We start from the raw sequence: 19,193 nt of genomic DNA, 5'->3' as shown, positions 1-19,193 counted from the left end.
TCGGGGCGGGCGGGTCAGCCGGCGTCGAGCAGGGCCCGGCGGACAGTGGACAGCAGCTGGCCCAGGCCGAAGCCGGCCAGCAGCACCCAGACGGCGGCGGCCATGGTGATCGTGCCGGCGGCCAGATCGGGGTCGATCAGCCCGGTCAGCCCGGCCAGCAGCAACCCCACCAGGGCGACACAGACCCGGGTGGGCCGCTCCCCCACGGTGACCGCGCCGATCTCCCGCATCCCGGCGGCGACCGCGCGGGCCCGCACGTACTCGTGCAGCCAGGACAGCGCGCCGGCCGCGACCACCAGCGCTCCGGGCGCTCCGACCAGCCAGAACGCGGCCAGCCAGGCGATCTCACCGAGCCGGTCGGCGACCGAGTCGTAGACGTAGCCGAGCCGGGTGGTCCGGCCGGTGGCCACCGCGACCGCCCCGTCGACGCTGTCGGCGACCGAGGCGAGCAGCACGAACAACGCGCCGACGATCGGCCCGTGGGCCGACCGGGCGCTGAACAGCGGCACGCACAGGCAGAGCAGCACCCCGCCGACGGTCACCGCGGTCGGGGTCACCCGCAGCCGACCCAGCACGTAACCGACGTGGTACGCGAAACGCAGCCAGGCACGGACCACCGGCGCGGCGACCCGGGGGTCGAAGCCGCCGTGCAACCGCGCCCACGCGGTCGCGTACTCGTCCCACTTCAGCTGTGTGCCCACCATCGGTCAACCGTCGCGGCGCGGTCGAGGTGTCGGGGCCGGCGCGTTCACACCCGGGCGTCGGCCCGCAGGCTGCGCCACACCTCCCGGGTCGCGGGAGAACGGTTGAGGGTGATGAAGTGGATGCCGGGCACCCCCTCGTCGAGCAGCCGGGCGCACATCTCGCTGGCCTGTTCGATGCCGAGCCGGCGGACCGCCTCCGGGTCGTCGGCGACCCGCTCGAACCGCGCGGCCAACGCGGGCGGGAACGGCGCGCCGGACAGCTGCACCGAGCGTTCGATGGTGCCGATCTGGGTCACCGGCATCACCCCGGCCAGGATCGGCGTGTCGCAGCCGGCCGCCGCCACCCGGTCGCGCAGCCGCAGGTAGTCGTCGGCGTCGAAGAACATCTGGGTGATGGCGAACTCCGCGCCCGCCCGGCACTTACGCACGAAGTGCGCGGTGTCGCTGGCCACGTCGGCCGAGCGGGGATGCTTGTACGGGAAGGCGGCCACCCCGACGCTGAAGTCGCCGGCCTCACGGACCAGCCGGACCAGGTCCTCGGCGTAGTCGACGCCCTCCGGGTGGCGGACCCACTCGCCGCCCGGGTCGCCGGGCGGGTCACCCCGCACGGCGAGCACGTTGCGTACCCCCACGCCGGCCAGCCGCCCGATCACGTTGCGCAGCTCGGCGACGGAATGGTTGACGGCGGTCAGGTGCGCCATCGGCAGCAGCGTGGTCTCGGTGGCGATCCGCTCGGTCACCGCGACCGTGGTGTCCCGGGTCGAACCGCCGGCCCCGTAGGTGATCGACACGAACGACGGGCGCAGCGGCTCCAGCTCCCGGATCGCCTGCCAGAGCAGCCGCTCCCCCTGCGCCGTCTTGGGCGGGAAGAACTCGAAGGAGAACGTCGGCTGGCGGTCGCGGATCAGCTCCCCGATCGCCGGCTGGGGATTGGGAAGGACGGAGGGAAGACCGAGCGCCACGAGACGACTCTAGCGGGCGTCGCCGCCCACCCCCACGCACTTCCCACCTGAGCATCGACGCCCACCGAAACCCGGTGGCGGTCGCCCGTCGTACCCCGGGGGTAGAACGAGGGGGCGCGGGTGGCGTCGGTGGGGGCCGACGCCCGGGGTCACGCGCGGGGGTCGGCAGCACACGACAGCGGCACGTCGGCCGCCCTGCGGGGCGGGCGGGCCGCGCCGACAACCGCCGGAGGCCCGATGACCCCGTCCGACCCCCGCCCGCTCGGGCGGCTGATCACGCAGCTCCGGCTGGCCCGGGGCTGGAGCCAGCGGCGGCTCGCCGACGAACTCTGCGCCGCCGCCGGCACCGCCACCCTGACCCGGCACGAGGTGTCCCGCTGGGAACGCTCGGTGCGCGTCCCGGGCGACCGCTGGCGGCGGCAGCTCGCCGTCGTGCTCGACGCCCCGATCGGGCCGCCGGCCGCCGGACCGCCGTCGGGGGTCCGCCGGCCGGACCGCACCCGTCGGGCCGGTCCCCGGACGCCGGGCCGTCCCGGGCCGGCCGTCGGTCGGGCCCGGTGCGGGCAACGGCCGGCCCCCGCCGTCGCGGTGCCGCGCCCGCCTGTCGTACGGGGCGGGAGGCGGACCGGGTGACGCGCCGAGACGCTGGTGAGGCGGCAGCGGCGGGGACCGGCTAGCGTCGTGGCGTGACCCACGCTGCTCCCGTCTCCCCCGTCGACCGTGCCGGCCTGCGGCAGCGTGTCGACAAGGCGCTGACCGAGTTCCTGGCCGGCCGGCGTAGCTGGATGGCCGGCATCGACGACGCCCTGACGCCGATCGCCGAGACCGTCGAGGGGTTCGTGCTCGGTGGCGGCAAGCGGCTGCGGCCGGCGTTCGCCTACTGGGGATTCCGGGGCGCCGGCGGGGTGGACGCCGACCAGGTGGTGACCGCCCTGGCGGCGCTGGAGTTCTTCCAGGCCAGCGCCCTGATCCACGACGACCTGATGGACCGCTCCGACACCCGGCGTGGCGAGCCCGCCGTGCACCGGCGGTTCGCCACCCGGCACCGCGCCCACGGGTGGGGCGGCGACCCGGACGCCTTCGGCGACGCGGCGGCGATCCTGCTCGGTGACCTGTGCCTGGTCTGGTCCGACGAGCTGCTGCACTCCGCCGGGCTGGACCCGCACACGGTGGCGCGGGCCCGGCCGGTCTTCGACGAGATGCGCGGCGAGGTCACCGTCGGGCAGTACCTCGACGTGTTGACCCAGGCCACCGGGGAGGTCTCGCTGGACCGGGCGGGCAAGGTGGCCCGGTACAAGTCGGCCAAGTACACCGTCGAGCGGCCGTTGCTGCTCGGTGGCGCGCTCGCCGGCGCGTCCGCCGACGTGTGCACCGCCTACTCGGCGTACGGGTTGCCGCTCGGCGAGGCGTTCCAGCTCCGCGACGACGTGCTCGGGGTGTTCGGCGACCCGGCGCAGACCGGCAAGCCGGCCGGCGACGACCTGCGCGAGGGCAAGCGCACCTACCTGGTCGCGGCGGCGGTCCAGGCCGCCGACGAGGCCGGTCGGGAGCTGTTGCTCGGCCGGCTCGGCGATCCGCAGTTGGACGCGGACGGGGTGGCCCGGCTCCGTGAGGTGATCGCCGGCACCGGCGCGCTGGCCCGCACCGAGCAACGCATCGTCACCCTGACCGACACCGCGCTGGCCGCCCTGACCGGCGTCGACCTCGACACCGAGGCCCGGCAGGCCCTGGTGGACCTCGCCATCGCCGCCACCCGCCGCGCCGACTGACCCACCCCGCTCCCGGCCCGGCTTGAGCACGTCGCTCGGTCGCGTCGCTCGGTCGCGTCGCTTGGGCACGTCGCCGGGTCGCGTTGATCAAGAGGTTTGCGTCACGGATGTCCCCGGGGATGACCGAAACCTCTTGATCAACGCGGTTCGGCGGGCGGCCGGCGCGGTGAAGGCCGGCGGGATCAGGAGTGGGGGTGGGGTCAGAAGCCGAGGGCCTGGGCGCGGCGTTTGACCTCGCGGGCGTGGTCGCCGCCGAGGGTCACCGCGCCCGTGCCGCCGGAGAGGGTGTCGTCGGGCTCGTAGAGCCAGCGCAGGGCGGCCTCGTCGTCGTAGCCGGCATCGGCGAGCAGGGTGAGCACGCCGGGCAGGTGCTTGAGCACCGTCTTGTTGGCGACCAGGTCGGCGGGGATCCGGCGGACACCGTCACGGCGGACGGCGAGCAGCTCGCGGTCCCGGATCATCTGGTGCACCTTGCTGATCGACAGGTCGAGCCGCTCGGCGACGTCCGGGAGGGTGAGCCACGCGGCCGGGTCGCTGGGACCGGCGAGGTCGCTGCCGGCGGCCTGGTCGGCGGGTACGGGTTCGGTCACCCGACCACCCTGCCACGTCGCCCGGCCACCCGTGCAGCGGCACCCCGCCGGGCCGGGGGTGAGCGCGGCGGGACGGACCGGTGCCGGCCCCGGCTGTAGCATCCTGTTCAACCTTCACCCTCAGGACACATAGACTCCCTGCCGATGGACATACAGGTCGCCGACACGTTGCTGGGCTCGCTGCTCGACGGGCGCTACCGCATTCGCGGTCGCGTGGCCCGTGGTGGCATGGCGACCGTGTACACCGCCACCGACGAGCGCCTGGAGCGTACCGTTGCGGTGAAGATCATCCACCCGTCCCAGGCCGCGCAGGCGCGGTCCCGGCTGGCGGGCTTCCCGGACCGGTTCACCGACGAGGCCAAGGCCATCGCCCGGCTGACCCACCCCAACGTGGTCGCCGTCTACGACCAGGGCACCCACCAGGGGCTGCCCTACCTGGTGATGGAGTACGTCAGGGGTCGCACCCTGCGCGAGGTGCTGGCCGAACGCCGCCGGCTCAACCCCGACGAGGCGCTGGCGATCATGGAGCAGATGCTCGCCGCGATCGCCGCCGCGCACCGGGCCGGGCTGGTCCACCGCGACGTCAAACCGGAGAACGTGCTGGTCGCCGAGGCACCCACCGGCGGGGTCGCCAACCTGGTCGACAGCGTGGTCAAGGTCGCCGACTTCGGCCTGGCCCGCGCGGTGGAGGCCAGCGCCGAGGAGGGCGACGGCAACCAGCTGATGGCGACCGTGGCGTACGTGGCGCCGGAGCTGGTCACCGACGGACGCGCCGATCCCCGTACCGACGTCTACTCGGCCGGCATCGTGCTGTTCGAGATGCTCACCGGCCGGGTGCCGTACGACGGGGACCGTCCGGTCGACGTGGCCTGGCAGCACGTCGACAAGGACGTGCCGGCCCCGTCGGTCCTGGTGCCCGGCCTGCCCCGGGTGCTCGACGAGTTGGTCGCGCGGTCGACCCGGCGGGATCCGGGCGCCCGCCCGGCCGACGCGGGTGCCCTGCTGGCCGAGGTGCAGGTGGCCCGGGACGACCTGGGCAACCCGAACGCGCACACCGCCGTGCTGGGCCGGGTGGCCGGGGAGCTGCCGGCGGTGGCCGAGCCGACGATGGTGGTCGCGGCGGTCAGCCCGGTGACCCGGCCGACCTGGGCCCGGCTGCCCGAGCCGGCCGCCCCGCAGCGCCCGCACCGGCGGCGGGCCGCCGAGGACACCGACCTGCGGTCCCGGCTGGCGGAGCTGCGTACCCGGGTGATGGGCACCCCGCGCGGCCGGTTGTCGGTCGCGGCGGCCGTGGTGGTGGTCGGCCTGCTCGCCGCGATGGGCGGCTGGTGGGTGGGGGTGGGCCGGTACACGGTCGCGCCGCAGCTGGTGAACCTGAGCCGGGCCGACGCACAGGCGCAGGCGGACCGGGCAGGCTTCCAGATCGCCTTCGCCGCGCCACGCTACGACGAGAAGGTCCCCCGCGACGGGGTGATCACCCAGGACCCGGGCTCGGCTGCCAAGATCCTCAAGGGTGGCACCATCACGCTGACGCTCTCCCTGGGCCCGGAGCGGTTCCCGCTGCCGGACGTCGTCGGCAAGGAGTTCGACCTGGCCGAGGCCGACCTGACCAGCGCGAAACTGGTGGTCGCCAAGGGCACGCCCCGCTACGACGACAACCTGCCGGCCGGGGTGGTGGTGGACACCAACCCGAAGGTGGGCACCGAGGTGAAGCCGGGCACCAAGGTGACGGTCATCCTGAGCCGGGGCCGCGCCCCGATCACGGTGCCCGACCTGGTCGGCAAGAGCCTCACCGACGCCCGCAGCACCCTGTCCCGGCTCGGCCTGGAGCTGGTCGAGACGTACAAGGAATCCGACAAGCCGCGCGACGAGGTGCTCGGGCAGAGCCCGGCGGACGGCGCGGGCGTGGAGAAGGGCACCAAGGTCAAGCTGGACGTCAGCAAGGGCCCGCCGCAGGTGACCGTCCCCCGGGTGGTCGACCTGCCCTGCCAGCAGGCCAAGCAGCAGTTGGAGGGCGCGGGGTTCACGGTGAACGTCCAGTTCAACCCCAACGGCATCGTCCGGTTCCAGAACCCGGGCGAGAACTCGCAGGTGCCCCCGGGCACCCCGGTCACCCTGGGCTGCCTGTGAGCGCCCACCGGCCGGTCGGCTCGCACACCCCCACCTCGGGTGGGCTGGCCAGGGCGGCCCTGCCGTACGTGGACGCGACCGGCTCCCGGGTGGTGCAGGTCTACGTCGCCAACTCGCGGGGCTGGGCGCTGCCGCCCGGCGACCCGGCCCAGGACGCGCTGTTCGCCGAGGGCTGCGCCGCCCGGGGCGTACCGGTCTACATCCACGCGTCGCTGCTGGTGAACCTCGGTTCGCCCACGGCCGCGACGGTGGAGAAGTCGGCGCAGACGCTGGCGCACGCGCTGCGTCGGGGGCGGGCGATCGGGGCCCGGGGCGTGGTGTTCCACGCCGGCAGCGCGGTCGACGCCGGCTACGCCGAGACCGCCCTACGGCAGGTACGTGAGTCGCTGCTGCCGCTGCTCGACGAGACCACGGCCGGCGGCGGTCCGCTGCTGCTGGTGGAGCCGAGCGCCGGGGGTGGCCGGTCACTGGCCTCCCGGGTGGAGCACCTCGGCCCCTACCTGGACGCGGTCGACAGGCACCCGGGGCTGGGCGTCTGTTTCGACACCTGTCACGCCTGGGCGGCCGGGCACGACCTGGCCGTGCCGGGCGGCATGACGGCGACCCTGGACACCCTGGTCGCCACGGTCGGGGCGGACCGGCTCAAGCTGATCCACGCCAACGACTCCAAGGACCTGTGCGGCTCGACCCGGGACCGGCACGAGAACATCGGCAAGGGCAACATCGGTGAGCCGGCCTTCGCCGAGTTGATGGCCCACCCGGCGACCGCCGGCATCCCCGTCGTCGTGGAGACCCCCACCGAGAAACACGAGGGCCACGCCACCGACATAGCCACCCTGAACCGCCTCCACCCCTGACAGCCCCGTCCTCTCCCCCCGCCCGACACCGCCGGCTCCACGCCCTCGGTGATCAAGAGGTTTGCGCGGTGATCAAGAGGTTTGCGTCAAGTTTGATCTCCACGCTGACGCAAACTTCTTGATCAACACCGGAAGCCGGGAAGGGAATGGAAGGGCGGGGCGGGGCGGCACCGGTAGCGGGGGTCAGGGAGCGAGCAGGTCGGGGAGGATCTTGGCGGCGTGGTCGATGGCGGCGTCGTCGACGTCGAGGTGGGTGACCAGACGGGCGGTCCGGGGGCCGAGCACCGACAGCAGCACCCCCTCCGCGCGGGCGGCGGTGGCCAGGGCCCGCGCGTCGAGCCGGTGCCCGGTCAGGTCCAACGGCACGATGTTCGTGCGTACCGGGCCGGCGAGCACCCCGCACGGGGCGAGCGCCTCGGCGAGCCGGGCGGCCCGGGCGTGATCGTCGACGAGCCGGTCGAGGTGGTGGGCCAGGGCGTACCGGCCGGCGGCGGCGAGCACCCCGACCTGCCGCATCCCGCCCCCCATCCGCTTACGCAGGAACCGGGCCCGCTCGATCCGCTCGGCACTGCCCACGACCAGCGAGCCGACGGGTGCACCGAGGCCCTTGGACAGGCAGACCGACAGGGTGTCGAACAGCGCGCCGTACTCGTGCAGCGGCACCCCGTCGGCGACGTGCGCGTGCCAGATCCGGGCCCCGTCGCAGTGCAGGGCGAGGCCGGCGGTGTCGGCGACCCGGCGCAGCTCCCGCAGGGTCGCCAGCGGGATCACCCCGCCACCGCCCCGGTTGTGGGTCTGCTCCACGGCGATCGCCCGGGTCGGCACCGCGAAGTAGCCGTCCGGCCGGATCATCGCCTCCACCACGCCCGGGTCCAGGCCCGCGCCGAGGGGCGGCCAGGTCCGCGTGGAGATCGCACCGTACGCCGCCGCCGCGCCGACCTCGTACGTCACCACGTGCGCGTCGGCGTCGCAGAGCAGTTCGTCACCGGGTGGGACGACCAGTTGCAGGGCGAGCTGGTTGGCCATCGTCCCGGTCGGGGCGAAGAGCGCCGCCTCGTGCCCGAAGAGCGCGGCGACCTCGGCCTCCAGCGCGTTGACCGTCGGGTCCTCGGCGTAGACGTCGTCGCCGACCTCGGCGGCGGCCATCGCCTCCCGCATTCCGGCGGTGGGTCGGGTCACCGTGTCGGAACGCAGGTCGGCCACCGGGCCGACGCCCGTCGTCGGGTCAGCCACGGAGCATCTCCGCCACCAGGAAGGCCAGCTCCAGCGACTGCTGGGTGTTCAGCCGGGGGTCACACGCCGTCTCGTACCGGCCGGGCAGGTCGAGGTCCTCGATGCCCTGGGCCCCGCCGAGGCACTCGGTGACGTCCTCGCCGGTCAGCTCGACGTGGATGCCGCCCGGGTGGGTGTCCAGCCCCCGGTGCACCTCGAAGTAGCCGAGGACCTCGTCGACGATCCGGTCGAAGTGCCGGGTCTTGTAGCCGTTGGAGGACTCGTGGGTGTTGCCGTGCATCGGGTCGCACTGCCACACCACCTTCGCCCCGGCGGCGGTGACCTTGGCCACGATCGGCGGCAACGCGTCGCGGACCTTGTGGTTGCCCATCCGGCTGATCAGGGTCAGCCGGCCGGGGATGTTGTCCGGGTTGAGCTTCTCGCACAGCTCGATCGCCTCGTCCGGGCTGGTGGTCGGGCCGAGTTTCACGCCGATCGGGTTGGCGATGCGGGAGATGAAGTCGATGTGCGCGCCGTCGAGCTGCCGGGTCCGCTCGCCGACCCACAGGAAGTGCCCGGACAACCCATATGCCCGACGGTCGGAGACCCGGGTCAGCGCCCGGTCGTACTCCAGGGCCAGCGCCTCGTGGGAGCAGTAGAGGGTGACGGTGCGCAACGCCTCGTCCTCGGTCATCCCGCAGGCCCGGATGAACGCGATGGCCCGGTCGATCTCCCGGGCGATCGCCTCGTAGCGCTCCCCCGCCGGGGAGTTCTTGACGAAGCCCTTGTTCCAGTCGTGCACCGCGTGCAGGTCGGCCAGTCCGCCGGCCAGGTAGGCGCGCAGCATGTTCATCGCGGCGGCCGAGTTCGCGTACGCCCGGATCATGCGCTGCGGGTCGGCGACCCGGGCGGCCGGGTCGGCCTCCAGCGCGTTGATCATGTCGCCGCGGTACGCGGGCAGCCCCCGGGCGTCGGTCGGCAGCGACCGGGGCTTGGTGTACTGGCCGGCGACCCGGGCCACCTTCACCACCGGCAGCGACGCGCCGTAGGTGAGCACGATCGCCATCTGGAGCAGGGTGCGGGCGTTGGCCAGCAGGTGGCTCTCGGTGTTGTCGGCGAAGGTCTCGGCGCAGTCGCCGCCCTGGAGCAGGAACGCCTTGCCCTCGCAGACCAGGGCCAGCTTGCGGCGGAGCTGGTCGACCTCGTAGGGGGCGACCACCGACGGCACGGTGTCGAGCACCTTGCACACCTCGGCGACCTGGGCCGGGTCGGACCACGGCGGGATCTGCTCACGGGGCAGGTCACGCCACCTGTCGAGACCGAGGGCGGCGTCCTCCGCCGAGTCGACGGTGGGGCGGCTGGTCTGCAGCCCGGGGCTGCTCACGGCGGGGTAGCTCAGCTGATGCCACTCATGGCGCATGGCAGAAAGCGTACGGCGACGGTCCGGACGTCGCGGCCCCGAGGGGCGGGGTTCCGGCAGTTGGGAGTCACGGGGTCGGCGACGGCGCGGGACTGTGCCCGCCGGGTTCCTCGCCCGCGATGCACCAGTCCGCGCCGTCCCGGGTGACGGTGAACAGCAGCCGCCTGGTGACCTTCGTCGATCCCACCGAAACGGTCACCGTGGTGCTGACCTCCTGCCCCCGGGCACCGGTGCGGATGTCGGTGACGGTCGCCCCGGGCACCTCGAAATGGTCGGCGAAATCACCGTTCGGCCCGGTCGCGGCGGCGTCGAACCCCGCCTGCATCGTCGCGCAGAGCTGGTTGCGGCCGGCGGCCGGGTCCTTGGCGGTCATCGCGTCGAGGTACGCCTGGACCCGCTCGCGGGCCTTGGCCGACGCCTCCTCGGCGGGCACCCTGGTGGGCCCGCCGTCGGCCTCGCCGTCGCCGCTCTGGCCGCAGCCGAGCAGGGCGAACGGCAGCAGGGCCAGCGGTACGACGCCGGCGGTGCGGAGCCTGCGACCCATGCGTCCTCCCCGGGTGCGGATGTCGACGGTGCGGATGTCGACCGGATGCCGAGCGGCGAGTCTGCCACACCGCACCCGTCAGGTGGCAACCCGTCACGGCCGCGCCGCGCCGCCCGGCCGGCGTTTCGTCGGGGCCCGCCACAGCCGGACGGGGAGGGACCGGTGGCCGGTCCCTCCCCGCGCGGGTGGTGCGTCGGACGCTCGGCTCAGCCGAGGCCGCCCTTGATGGCGCCGATCAGCTCACCGTTGCCGGTGTCGCCGGAGAGTTCCCAGAAGAACGCGCCGCCGAGGCCCTGGTTCTTCGCGTAGGTCATCTTGCCGCCGATGGTGGCCGGCGTGTCGTAGCTCCACCAGTTGCTGCCGCACTTGGCGTACGCCGTACCGGCGATCGTGCCGGTGGCCGGGCAGGTGTTCTTCAGCACCTTGTAGTCCTCGATGCCCGCCTCGTAGGTGCCGGGGGCCGCGCCGGTGGCGGTGCCGCCCGGGGCGGCCTGCGTCACCCCGGTCCAGCCGCGACCGTAGAAGCCGATGCCGAGCAGCAGCTTGTTGGCCGGCACGCCCTTGGACTTGAGCTTCTGGATCGCCGCATCGGAGTTGAAGCCCTGCTGCGGAATTCCGGTGTACGAGGTGAGCGGCGAGTGCGGGGCGGTGGGACCCTGGGCGTTGAACGCGCCGAAGTAGTCGTACGTCATCGGCATCAGCCAGTTGAGGTTGCCCACCGCACCGGCGTAGTCGGTGGCGTCGATCTTGCCACCGTTGCTGCCGTCGGCGGTGATCGCGGCGGTGACCAGGGCCGACGAGCCGAACTTGGACCGCAGTGCGGAGATCACGTTCTTGAACGCGTTCGGGCCGCTGCTGTCACAGCTCAGACCGCAGGCGTTGGGGTACTCCCAGTCGACGTCGATCCCGTCGAAGACGTCCGCCCAGCGCGGGTCCTCGACCAGGTTGTAGCAGCTCTCGGCGAACGCGGCCGGGTTCTGCGCGGCCTGGGTGAAGCCACCGGACCAGGTCCAGCCGCCGAAGGACCAGATCACCTTGAGGTGCGGGTACATCTTCTTGAGTTTGCGCAGCTGGTTGAAGCTGCCGCGCAGCGGCTGGTCCCAGGTGTCGGCGACGCCGTCCACGCTGTCGGCCGCGGTGTACGCCTTGTCGTAGTCGGCGTAGCTGTCCCCGATCGTGCAGCGGCCGCCGGTGGTGTTGCCGAAGGCGTACAGGATGTGGGTGAGCTTGGCGGCGGAGCCGCTGGTGGCGATGTTCTTGACGTGGTAGTTGCGGCCGTAGACGCCCCACTCGGCGAAGTAGCCGACGACCTTCTTGTCCCCGCTGGGCGGCGGGGTGGTGGGCGGTGGGGTCGTCGGGGGCGGGGTCGTCGGCGGGGCGGTGGTGGGTGGCGGGGTCGTCGGCGGCTTCGTGGTGGTGGGCGGGGTGCCCCCGCCGCACGACACGCCGTTGATCGTGCAGTTCAGCGGCGCCTTGTACGGCCCGGTGCCGTTGTAGCCCCAGCTGAAGCTGGCCCCCGGGGCGAGCGGCCCGGCCCAGCTCTTCTTCACCGCCACGTAGTGGTTGCCGCTGCTGGTGACGTCGGCGTCCCAGAAGCTGCTGATGGTGGTGCCGGACGGCAGGTCGAACTCGATACGCCAGGTGCTGACGCTGGCGCTGGAGCCGTTGGTGACGGTGACCCGCCCTTCGTGGCCGGTCCCCCAGTCCTGCGCCGAGGCGAATGTCGCGGTGACGCTTCCGGCGCCGAACGCCGAGGTCACCGGTACCGCCGCCACGGTCAGCGCCACGACGGCGCCGGCCCAGAGGGCGCGGCGGAGCGATCTCTTCATGAGGCGCCTCCTCAAACAGTTAGGAAACTTTCCAAATCGATGGGGAGACGCTACTCACACCGTCATCACTTCGTCAAGATGCGTATCCGTCGATTCATCGCACCGACCACGGCCAGGTGGCAGGGCGACCTGGCGTGGCGGGGGGCGCGGCGGCGGCGAACCGGCGGGAGGGCCGGGCAGCGGGAGGGCTGGGCGGCGGGGCCGGGCGCTAACCTCGCGGGATGACCGTCTTCGACATCGAGATCGACGCCCTGGCCGGCGGCCCGGCCAACCTGGCCGGCGGCCCGGCCAACCTGGCCGGCCACCGGGGCCGGGCGCTGCTGGTCGTGAACGTGGCCTCCCGCTGCGGCCTCACCCCGCAGTACGCCGGCCTCCAGGCGCTGGCCACCGAGTACGCCGACCGGGGCCTGGTGGTGCTCGGCGTGCCGTGCAACCAGTTCGCCGGGCAGGAACCCGGCACGGCCACCGAGATCGGCGAGTTCTGCCAGGTCAACTACGGGGTCACCTTCCCGCTGACCGAGAAGGTCGACGTCAACGGCCCGGCCCGCCACCCGCTCTACGCGGCGCTGGTCGACACCCCCGACGCCGAGGGGCACACCGGCGACGTCCGGTGGAACTTCGAGAAGTTCCTGGTCGCCCCGGACGGTACGGTCGCCGCCCGGTTCGCGCCGACTGTCGCTCCGGACTCGGCCGAGCTGCGGGCCGCCATCGAGAAGGTCCTGCCCGGCTGAAAGCCCTCCCCCACCGCGGCCCGCCGCCCACCGGTCCGACCCGGGACACCTCGGCCGAGGGCCGGCTGGGCCGCCGCCGGCCGGCGGCGGCCCGGCCCACCCAGCACCGCCCGTGACGCGCACCACCCGCCGCCACCGATGCCCCTCCGCGCCTTTCGACCTGACGACATCAACGGATCACCCCGTCGGCTGGCGCGGATCACCCGTCGGCCGGCCGGCTGGACTTCCGTCGGTCGCCTCGCCCCTCCCCGCCGGACGCCGCCGACGCCGCGTCGACCGGTGGGGCGGTCGGTCCGGCCGCGCACCGCCCACACCGCAGACGGCCGCCCCGCCACCAGCTATGTCCCTCCACACCCTTTCGACCTGACGACCTCGACGGATCACCCCGGCGGAGAGGGCGGGCGGGGTCACGTCACCTCCTCGCACCGGAAGCAGCGATCGGGCCGCGACCCGCGCCGGGCAGCACCTTTTCGGCTCCGGGTCGGCAACACGCCACGTGGTCACCTGCCGATCACGACAACCCGCCGGGCCGGGAATCCCGCCGGACAGTGCAGTACCGACGACCACCCACGCGCTGCGGGCGACCGGGGCTGCCTCCACCACGCCCGACCCGGAGGGCCCGAGCAGCCCGAACAGCCTGAAGGGCCCGAGCAGCCCGAACGGCCCGAGCAGCCCGAGCAGCCCGAACGGCCCGAACGGCCCGAACGGCCCGAACGGCCCGAAGCGACGGTTCAGGGCTGCACCGAGCACCGAGCACCGACAAACGAGCACCGACAAACGGGCACCGACCAGCGAGTCGTCAACGTCATCAGCTCTAAAGCGTCCGCGACGACTAGGGTCGACGCCGGCGTCCAGCCGGGCCGCTGGCATCCACCGGCCCGGAAGATCCATGGGTCGGCCCGTTCGACGTCCGTCACCGGCAGCCCGGCCGCGCCCGGAAAGCCGGCCCACCCCCGCGTGGTGACCGGCCCACGCAGGGACCGGCCGCGCCGGGTCGCCGTCGGCCAGACCCTGGGCGGCGCACAGCGGGGCCTGCGGACCGGACCGGCAGCCGGCGATCCGGGAAGCGGCCGTGACCGCGCCGCCCCCGGACAGGGCGACGCGGTCACGGTAGAGCCGGGGAACGCGGGTCAGGTCAGCCGGCGGCGGACCGGAAGACCGGGTAGTAGCCGCCGGACTGGCCGGCCGCCGTCGGGTGGTAGGAGACACCGAGGTTGGCGAAGTTCAACGCGTGCAGCCACTTCTCGCCGTAGCTGCACAGCTGGTGGCCGACGAAGATGGACCGCACGTCGGCGAACGTGAAGCCGGCCGAGGTGGCGGCGGTACGGGTGATGTCGTCGATCAGGTTGATACCTTCGTTGATCTTCGTGCGGGAGTTCGCGCTGAGCCCCACGCAGACCGTGCCGAGCTGGTAGAAGACCGGGTAGCCGACGACCACCACGCGGGCCGACGGGGCGCGGGACCTGATGCCGTTGTAGACGGTGGCGAGTTTGGCGGGCAGTTCCGCGCGGGCCTTGTTCTCGGCGGCCTGCACCGCCGCGATGCACTGGGTCTCCCCCTGGAGCACGCAGGTCGACATGATCGAGGTGAAGCCGACGTCGTTGCCGCCGATGGTGACGCTGACCAGGGTGGTGGTGGAGCTGAGCGCGGAGAGCTGGCTGTTGACCACGTCGGTGGTGGTCGCGCCGGAGCAGGCCACCGACTTGTACGATGCCGGCTTGATGTTGGTGTTGTACAGCGCCGGGTACGCGTTGGTGCTGCGCTGGCAGGAACCGCTCTCGGAGGTGTAGCTGCCGGCGCCGACACCCGAGGCGTACGAGTCGCCGAGGGCCACGTACCGGTCGGTGGGGGCGGCCTGGACGGGAACCGCCGCTCCGAGGGTCACGCCGATGGACGCCGCGAGACTCACGGCGAGGGTCACGAGTCGGGATCTCCGCACGTCGCACTCCTGGGGGTGGGGAAGTGGTGGTGGGAGATAGATATCACTCGATCATGTGTTTGGGGAAGGTTGTCGATGGGCAACAGGGGTAGCTAGGGGTTCGCCGGCCCCGACGCTGCGCGACGCCCTGGCCGCCGGCCCACCGTGGTCAGCGGGCCGGGTGCCACTCGTCGGCCAGCACCGCCCAGATCTCCATGTCCACCGGGCCCGCCGGCCCGAGGGCGACCTGCCGCAGGGTGCCCTCGTGCCGCATGCCGAGCCGCCGGGCCACCGCGATGCTGCGGACGTTGCCGACGCTGGTCCGCCACTCGACCCGGCGAATGCCGCGTTCCCGGATCGCCCAATCCACGATCCGGGTCGCCGCCCGGGTGACCAGGCCCCGCCCTTCGGCGGCCGGCTCCAGCCAGCAGCCCGCCTCGGCAACCCCGGTCGCGGTGCTGAACGACACGAACAGCACCCCGCCGACCAGGGTGCCGTCGAGCCAGATCCCCCAGATGCCCCCGGCGTCGTCGGCCCACTTGTCGGCGGACCGGCGCAGCACCCGGCGGGCCGACTCCAGGTCGGTGGCCACGAAGGACGCACCCACCCACGGGGCGATGTGTTCCCGGGCCCGGTCCAGGTGGGCCAGGAACTCCTCGGCCTGCCACGGTGCGAGCGGGCGCAGCTCGGCGTCCCCGGTCAGCGCCAGCGCGAACATCGGTCAGTTCCTCCGGTCCGTGACGGGCAGGCTCAGCCGCAGTGTGGGCCCGGGGGTGGCGACGAAGCCCAACGACCGGTAGAGCGGCTCCCCGTCGGTGGAGGCCCGCAGGTCGACCTTGCCGACCCCGCGCTGCCGGTACCAGTCGAGCAGCGCCTCCAGGCAGGCCCGGGAGTAGCCGCGCCGCCTGTGCACCGGCTCGGTGACCACGTTGAACACGTACCCGGTCAGGCCGTCGGGGTTGCCGGGGCCGCCGAGTCGCTGCTCGATGGTGCCGGTCGCGCAGGCCGCCAGGGCACCGGGCCGGTCCGGGTCGTCGACGACGAAGACCGCCATCAGGTCGACCGGCTCGGCCAGCCGCCGGTGCAGCACCTCCCGGGCCGCCTGCTGCCAGGGTCCCGGGGCGGGCGTCATGTGGTCGATGTCGGCCAGCATCACCCCACGCAGGCGAACGATCTCACCGGCGTCGGCGACCACGGCCCGTCGAACGTTGATCACGAACGGACGGTACCGGATGGCGGGGACGGGCCCCCGGACCGCACCGGGCTGATCGGAAACGACAGGACACGACGGCCGGCCAACTTGCGATCGGGTCCCGTCCACGGGACGCTGAGGGTCGGCACCGACACCACGCCCGGAGGCGAGATGCCCCAGCTCCGTACCGCGCCGCGCCGGCTGCTCGCCGCCGCCGGCACCCTCCTGCTCGGCACCGCACTGGCCACCGTCGGCGGCACGCCGGCCGGGGCGGCGGCCGGCGACGTCGGCTACGTCCGGCTCGCCCACCTCTCCCCCGACACCCCGGCCGTAGACGTCTACCTCTCCGCCCCGGGCGCGGCGACGCCGCAGGTCTTCCCCGCCGTCGGCTACGGCGTCGTCTCCCGTTACCTGCCGCTGGCCGTCGGCCGGTACGCGGTGGCGATGCGGCAGGCCGGCGCCCCGGCCAGCGAACCACCGGTGCTCACCACCGAAGTGGCCCTGCGCGCGGGCGAGGCGTACACGGTGGCCGGGGTGGGCCGGTACGCCGACCTCGGCCTGCGGGTGCTCGCCGACGACCTCAGCGCCCCGGCGGCCGGCCGGGCGAAGGTGCGGGTCGTCCAGGCGTCCGTGCGCGCCCCGGTGGTCGACGTGGCCGCCGACGACGGGCCGGCCATCGCCGACGCCGTCCGGTTCGCCACCACCACCGACTACCGGCAGATCGAGCCGGGACGTTGGCGGCTGCGCCTCGGTGGGGGCAGCGGGCCGGGCACCGAGGCCGAGGTGACCCTCACCGGGGGACGGGTCTACTCGCTGCTGGTGCTCGACGGCAAACAGGGCGGGTTGACAGTCGAACTGCGCGAGGACGCCCGGGACGGCGGGACCGCACCTGCGGGCGGGGTGCCGGCGGGGGCCGGCGGGCTGGCCGGGGGCGGGCTCGGGGCGTACCCGATGATGGCCGGCGGGGTGCTCGCGGGGGCCGTGGTGGTGGGCACGACGGTGCTGGTGCGGCGTCGGCGGCGACCGGTCTGGTGACCCGGCCCGGCTTCGCGGTCCGCCGGCACCGGGCCCGGCCCGCGCCGGCCACCGTCCTGGTCGCGGCCGGCGCGGCGTGCTGCCTCGCCGCCGGCGTCGGCGTCGTGCTGACCGCCGCCACCGGCCTCGGCGGGCCGGGCGGAGCACCCCGGCCGGTCGCGGCAGCCGGATTCTGGCAGCCCGGCTGCGGAACCGGTTGCGCCACCGGGGCCGGCACCCCGCGCGCCACCGGGGCCTCCCCCACCCGGGTACGCGTCGCGCGGATCGGCGTCGACTCCCCGCTCACCGCCCTCGGGCTGGACGGGGCCGGCGCCCTGGTCCCCCCGGCGGACTTCACCCGGGCCGGCTGGTACGGCGGCGGCCCGACGCCGGGCGACCCGGGGCCGGCGGTGATCGCCGGTCACCTGGACTCGCGGCGCGGCCCGGCCGTCTTCGCCCGCCTCGGCGAGTTGCGCCCCGGCGACCGGATCGAGGTGTGGCGGGGCGACCGCCTGGTGACGTTCCGGGTCACCGGCACGCTGCGTACGCCCAAGGACGCCTTCCCCACCGCCACCGTGTACGGCCCGACGCCCGGCCCGGAGCTACGGCTGATCACCTGCGGGGGCGACTTCGACAGGCGCGTCGGCCACTACCGGGACAACGTGGTGGTCTTCGCCGTCGCCGACCCGCCGGTCGACCCCCTCCCCCGGTCCGCAGCCGACTGACCCGCCCACCGGCACGGCCCCGCATACCCCGCTAGGCTCCGGCGGTGCGACTGACCAGCGTGGACGACGTCCTGGCCGCCGAACGCCGGCTCGCCGGGCGGATCGTGCGGACCCCGCTCCTGCCCTGCCCGCAACTCGGCGACGAGTTCGCGCTCGACGTCGCGGTGAAGGCGGAGAACCTCCAGCACACCGGCAGCTTCAAGGTCCGGGGCGCGTTGAACGCGCTCCTCGCCCTGACCGAACGACAGGCGACTCCCACCGGGCTGACCGCCTTCTCGGCCGGCAACCACGCCATGGCGGTGGCCTTCGCCGGGCGTACGTTCGGACTGCCGACCGTCGTCTGCATGCCCCCGCACGCGGTGTCCACCAAGATCGAAGCGGTCCGCCGGTGGGGTGGGGAGGTCGTGCTCACCGACGACCTGCTCGCCACCTGCGAGCAGATCACCGCCGAACGCGGCTACCACCTGCTGCCGCCGTTCGACGACCCGGACGTCATCGCCGGCCAGGCCACCCTGGGGCGGGAACTGCTCGCCGACGGTCCACCGCCGGGCCTGGTACTGGTCCCGGTCGGCGGCGGCGGACTGATCAGCGGGGTGGCCGCCGCCGTCCGGGCCGCCGTCCCGTCCGCCCGGATCGTCGGCGTCGAGCCGGCCACCGCCAACGTCGTCGGCCACGCGCTGCGTACCGGCGGCGGGACCCCGGCGATCCGGCCGGTCTCGATGGCCGACGGGCTGGCCGCCCCGTTCGCCGGCCGGCTCACCCTGGCCCACGTCCGGGACCTGGTGGACGACCTGGTGGAGGTCACCGAGGCGGACATCCGAGCCGCCTGGTGGGACCTGATGGCGGCCACCAGGCTGCTGCTCGAACCGGCGGCCGCGGTCACCCTCGCCGCACTGCGCACCGGCCGGGTGACCGCCACCCCGGGCACCCGCACGATCCTGGTCCTCAGCGGCGGCAACGTCTCCCCCACCCACCTGTCCACCCTGCCCTGACCCCCCACCCCCGCCCAGCCCTCGCCAGACCCGTCGCGCGGCCCCCGCCGGACCCGTCGCGCGATCTTGGACTTGTGGTGCCGGACTCGCATTCATATGCACCCTTTTGCGCCCACCACAACTCCATGATCGACTCGGGGGTGGGGTGGGGGGGGTGGGGTGGGGGGGGTGGGGGGGGTGGGGTGGGGTGGGGGGGTGGGGTTAGCGGAGGGGGCGGCGGCCGGCGAAGCCGCACTCGACGCGGTGGTACCAGCGCACGTCGGGGTCGCCCTCCAGCCAGCACCAGAGCACCGCCCGGCCCTCGTGCTCGCCGGGGAAGTCGAGCAGCACCGGGGCGATCCCCTTGACCTGGATGTCGTGCGAGTTCAGCTCCTCCAGCACGCCGTGCAGCCGGGCCTCCAGGGCCTTGACCTCGGCCCGGCCGCCCAGCGCCGACATTCCCGAGCCGGCCAGGTCGGCCCGCAGCTCGGCCAGGTCGGCCCGGATGGCGATCAGCTCGTGGATGCGGGGATGCAGGGTGGCGACCAGGTACCGCGCCTGGGCGAGAGTGAACACGGGGCCAGTATGGGGCACCCGCGTGATCCGCACCGACCCGTCCGCCGGC

At 74.0% G+C, this 19,193-nt stretch carries 19 protein-coding genes; 8 read left to right on the top strand and 11 right to left on the bottom strand.

Annotated elements, in window-relative coordinates:
- Positions 1–14: 14 nt before the first annotated feature.
- Both ACWCHM_RS05010 and metF read right to left on the bottom strand, forming a co-directional pair.
- A complete protein-coding gene (locus ACWCHM_RS05010; protein WP_204959300.1) occupies positions 15–704 on the bottom strand; it encodes a CDP-alcohol phosphatidyltransferase family protein in 690 nt (229 codons plus the stop codon).
- A gap of 44 nt (positions 705–748) precedes the next feature.
- Positions 749–1,666 carry a methylenetetrahydrofolate reductase [NAD(P)H] gene (metF, locus tag ACWCHM_RS05005; protein WP_088643011.1) on the bottom strand — a complete coding sequence of 306 codons (918 nt, stop codon included), beginning with the start codon at positions 1,664–1,666 and terminating at the stop codon, positions 749–751.
- Positions 1,667–1,903: 237 nt separating this feature from the next.
- Between metF and ACWCHM_RS05000 the strand changes: the two genes are divergently transcribed.
- Both ACWCHM_RS05000 and ACWCHM_RS04995 read left to right on the top strand, forming a co-directional pair.
- Positions 1,904–2,299, top strand: a complete 396-nt coding sequence (locus ACWCHM_RS05000) for a helix-turn-helix domain-containing protein (protein WP_421487767.1) — start codon at positions 1,904–1,906, stop codon at positions 2,297–2,299.
- Positions 2,300–2,352: 53 nt separating this feature from the next.
- Complete coding sequence (locus ACWCHM_RS04995) at positions 2,353–3,435, top strand: polyprenyl synthetase family protein (protein WP_204959302.1); 1,083 nt, start codon at positions 2,353–2,355, stop codon at positions 3,433–3,435.
- A 200-nt stretch (positions 3,436–3,635) separates the two neighbouring features.
- Here ACWCHM_RS04995 and ACWCHM_RS04990 read toward each other — a convergent pair whose 3' ends face one another.
- Positions 3,636–4,025, bottom strand: coding sequence for an Rv2175c family DNA-binding protein (locus tag ACWCHM_RS04990; RefSeq protein ID WP_281895534.1), 390 nt, complete (start codon positions 4,023–4,025; stop codon positions 3,636–3,638).
- Between the two features lie 144 nt (positions 4,026–4,169).
- Here ACWCHM_RS04990 and pknB point away from each other — a divergent pair, with 144 nt between their 5' ends.
- Both pknB and ACWCHM_RS04980 read left to right on the top strand, forming a co-directional pair.
- Positions 4,170–6,155 carry a Stk1 family PASTA domain-containing Ser/Thr kinase gene (gene pknB, locus ACWCHM_RS04985; RefSeq protein ID WP_454221615.1) on the top strand — a complete coding sequence of 662 codons (1,986 nt, stop codon included), beginning with the start codon at positions 4,170–4,172 and terminating at the stop codon, positions 6,153–6,155.
- Positions 6,152–7,012 (top strand): deoxyribonuclease IV, encoded by an 861-nt coding sequence (locus ACWCHM_RS04980; protein WP_204959305.1) that lies wholly within the window; start codon positions 6,152–6,154, stop codon positions 7,010–7,012. Before pknB ends, ACWCHM_RS04980 begins: the two co-directional genes overlap by 4 nt.
- 183 nt (positions 7,013–7,195) lie before the next feature.
- Here the strand turns inward: ACWCHM_RS04980 and ACWCHM_RS04975 are convergent, their stop codons facing one another.
- From ACWCHM_RS04975 to ACWCHM_RS04960, 4 genes are all read right to left on the bottom strand, one after another.
- Positions 7,196–8,215, bottom strand: a complete 1,020-nt coding sequence (locus ACWCHM_RS04975) for a threonine aldolase family protein (RefSeq protein ID WP_204959636.1) — start codon at positions 8,213–8,215, stop codon at positions 7,196–7,198.
- Between the two features lie 22 nt (positions 8,216–8,237).
- The gene (locus ACWCHM_RS04970; RefSeq protein ID WP_204959306.1) at positions 8,238–9,644 is read right to left on the bottom strand and encodes a class II 3-deoxy-7-phosphoheptulonate synthase; all 1,407 of its coding nucleotides are present in this window, start codon (positions 9,642–9,644) and stop codon (positions 8,238–8,240) included.
- A gap of 67 nt (positions 9,645–9,711) precedes the next feature.
- Positions 9,712–10,188: a hypothetical protein gene (locus ACWCHM_RS04965; RefSeq protein ID WP_204959307.1), complete on the bottom strand. Its 477-nt coding sequence runs from the start codon at positions 10,186–10,188 to the stop codon at positions 9,712–9,714.
- 206 nt (positions 10,189–10,394) lie between these two features.
- Entirely contained in the window at positions 10,395–12,017 is a 1,623-nt protein-coding gene (locus tag ACWCHM_RS04960; protein ID WP_204959308.1) for a glycosyl hydrolase family 18 protein, read from the bottom strand.
- A gap of 221 nt (positions 12,018–12,238) precedes the next feature.
- On the opposite strand from ACWCHM_RS04960, the gene ACWCHM_RS04955 reads away from it, so the two are divergent.
- Positions 12,239–12,748 carry a glutathione peroxidase gene (locus tag ACWCHM_RS04955; RefSeq protein WP_454221614.1) on the top strand — a complete coding sequence of 170 codons (510 nt, stop codon included), beginning with the start codon at positions 12,239–12,241 and terminating at the stop codon, positions 12,746–12,748.
- A 1,135-nt stretch (positions 12,749–13,883) separates the two neighbouring features.
- Here ACWCHM_RS04955 and ACWCHM_RS04950 read toward each other — a convergent pair.
- From ACWCHM_RS04950 to ACWCHM_RS04940, 3 genes are all read right to left on the bottom strand, one after another.
- Positions 13,884–14,687 (bottom strand): SGNH/GDSL hydrolase family protein, encoded by an 804-nt coding sequence (locus tag ACWCHM_RS04950; RefSeq protein ID WP_204959310.1) that lies wholly within the window; start codon positions 14,685–14,687, stop codon positions 13,884–13,886.
- 148 nt (positions 14,688–14,835) lie between these two features.
- The gene (locus ACWCHM_RS04945) at positions 14,836–15,384 is read right to left on the bottom strand and encodes a GNAT family N-acetyltransferase (RefSeq protein ID WP_204959311.1); all 549 of its coding nucleotides are present in this window, start codon (positions 15,382–15,384) and stop codon (positions 14,836–14,838) included.
- A 3-nt stretch (positions 15,385–15,387) separates the two neighbouring features.
- A complete protein-coding gene (locus ACWCHM_RS04940; RefSeq protein ID WP_307821261.1) occupies positions 15,388–15,882 on the bottom strand; it encodes a GNAT family N-acetyltransferase in 495 nt (164 codons plus the stop codon).
- A gap of 147 nt (positions 15,883–16,029) precedes the next feature.
- Here ACWCHM_RS04940 and ACWCHM_RS04935 point away from each other — a divergent pair, with 147 nt between their 5' ends.
- From ACWCHM_RS04935 to ACWCHM_RS04925, 3 genes are read left to right on the top strand one after another with little or no spacing between them, the layout of a single operon-like run.
- Positions 16,030–16,893, top strand: coding sequence for a DUF4397 domain-containing protein (locus ACWCHM_RS04935; protein ID WP_454221613.1), 864 nt, complete (start codon positions 16,030–16,032; stop codon positions 16,891–16,893).
- A complete protein-coding gene (locus ACWCHM_RS04930) occupies positions 16,890–17,597 on the top strand; it encodes a class F sortase (protein WP_454221612.1) in 708 nt (235 codons plus the stop codon). Before ACWCHM_RS04935 ends, ACWCHM_RS04930 begins: the two co-directional genes overlap by 4 nt.
- A 44-nt stretch (positions 17,598–17,641) precedes the next feature.
- The gene (locus tag ACWCHM_RS04925; RefSeq protein WP_454221611.1) at positions 17,642–18,589 is read left to right on the top strand and encodes a threonine ammonia-lyase; all 948 of its coding nucleotides are present in this window, start codon (positions 17,642–17,644) and stop codon (positions 18,587–18,589) included.
- A gap of 201 nt (positions 18,590–18,790) precedes the next feature.
- On the opposite strand, the gene ACWCHM_RS04920 is transcribed toward ACWCHM_RS04925, so the two are convergent.
- Complete coding sequence (locus ACWCHM_RS04920) at positions 18,791–19,144, bottom strand: DUF2203 domain-containing protein (RefSeq protein WP_204959314.1); 354 nt, start codon at positions 19,142–19,144, stop codon at positions 18,791–18,793.
- Positions 19,145–19,193 lie beyond the last annotated feature (49 nt).

It is taken from the genome of Micromonospora sp. SCSIO 07396, assembly GCF_053667945.1.
The sequence above is the reverse complement of the archived record's forward strand: the minus strand, read 5'-3'. Positions and strand labels throughout refer to the sequence as shown.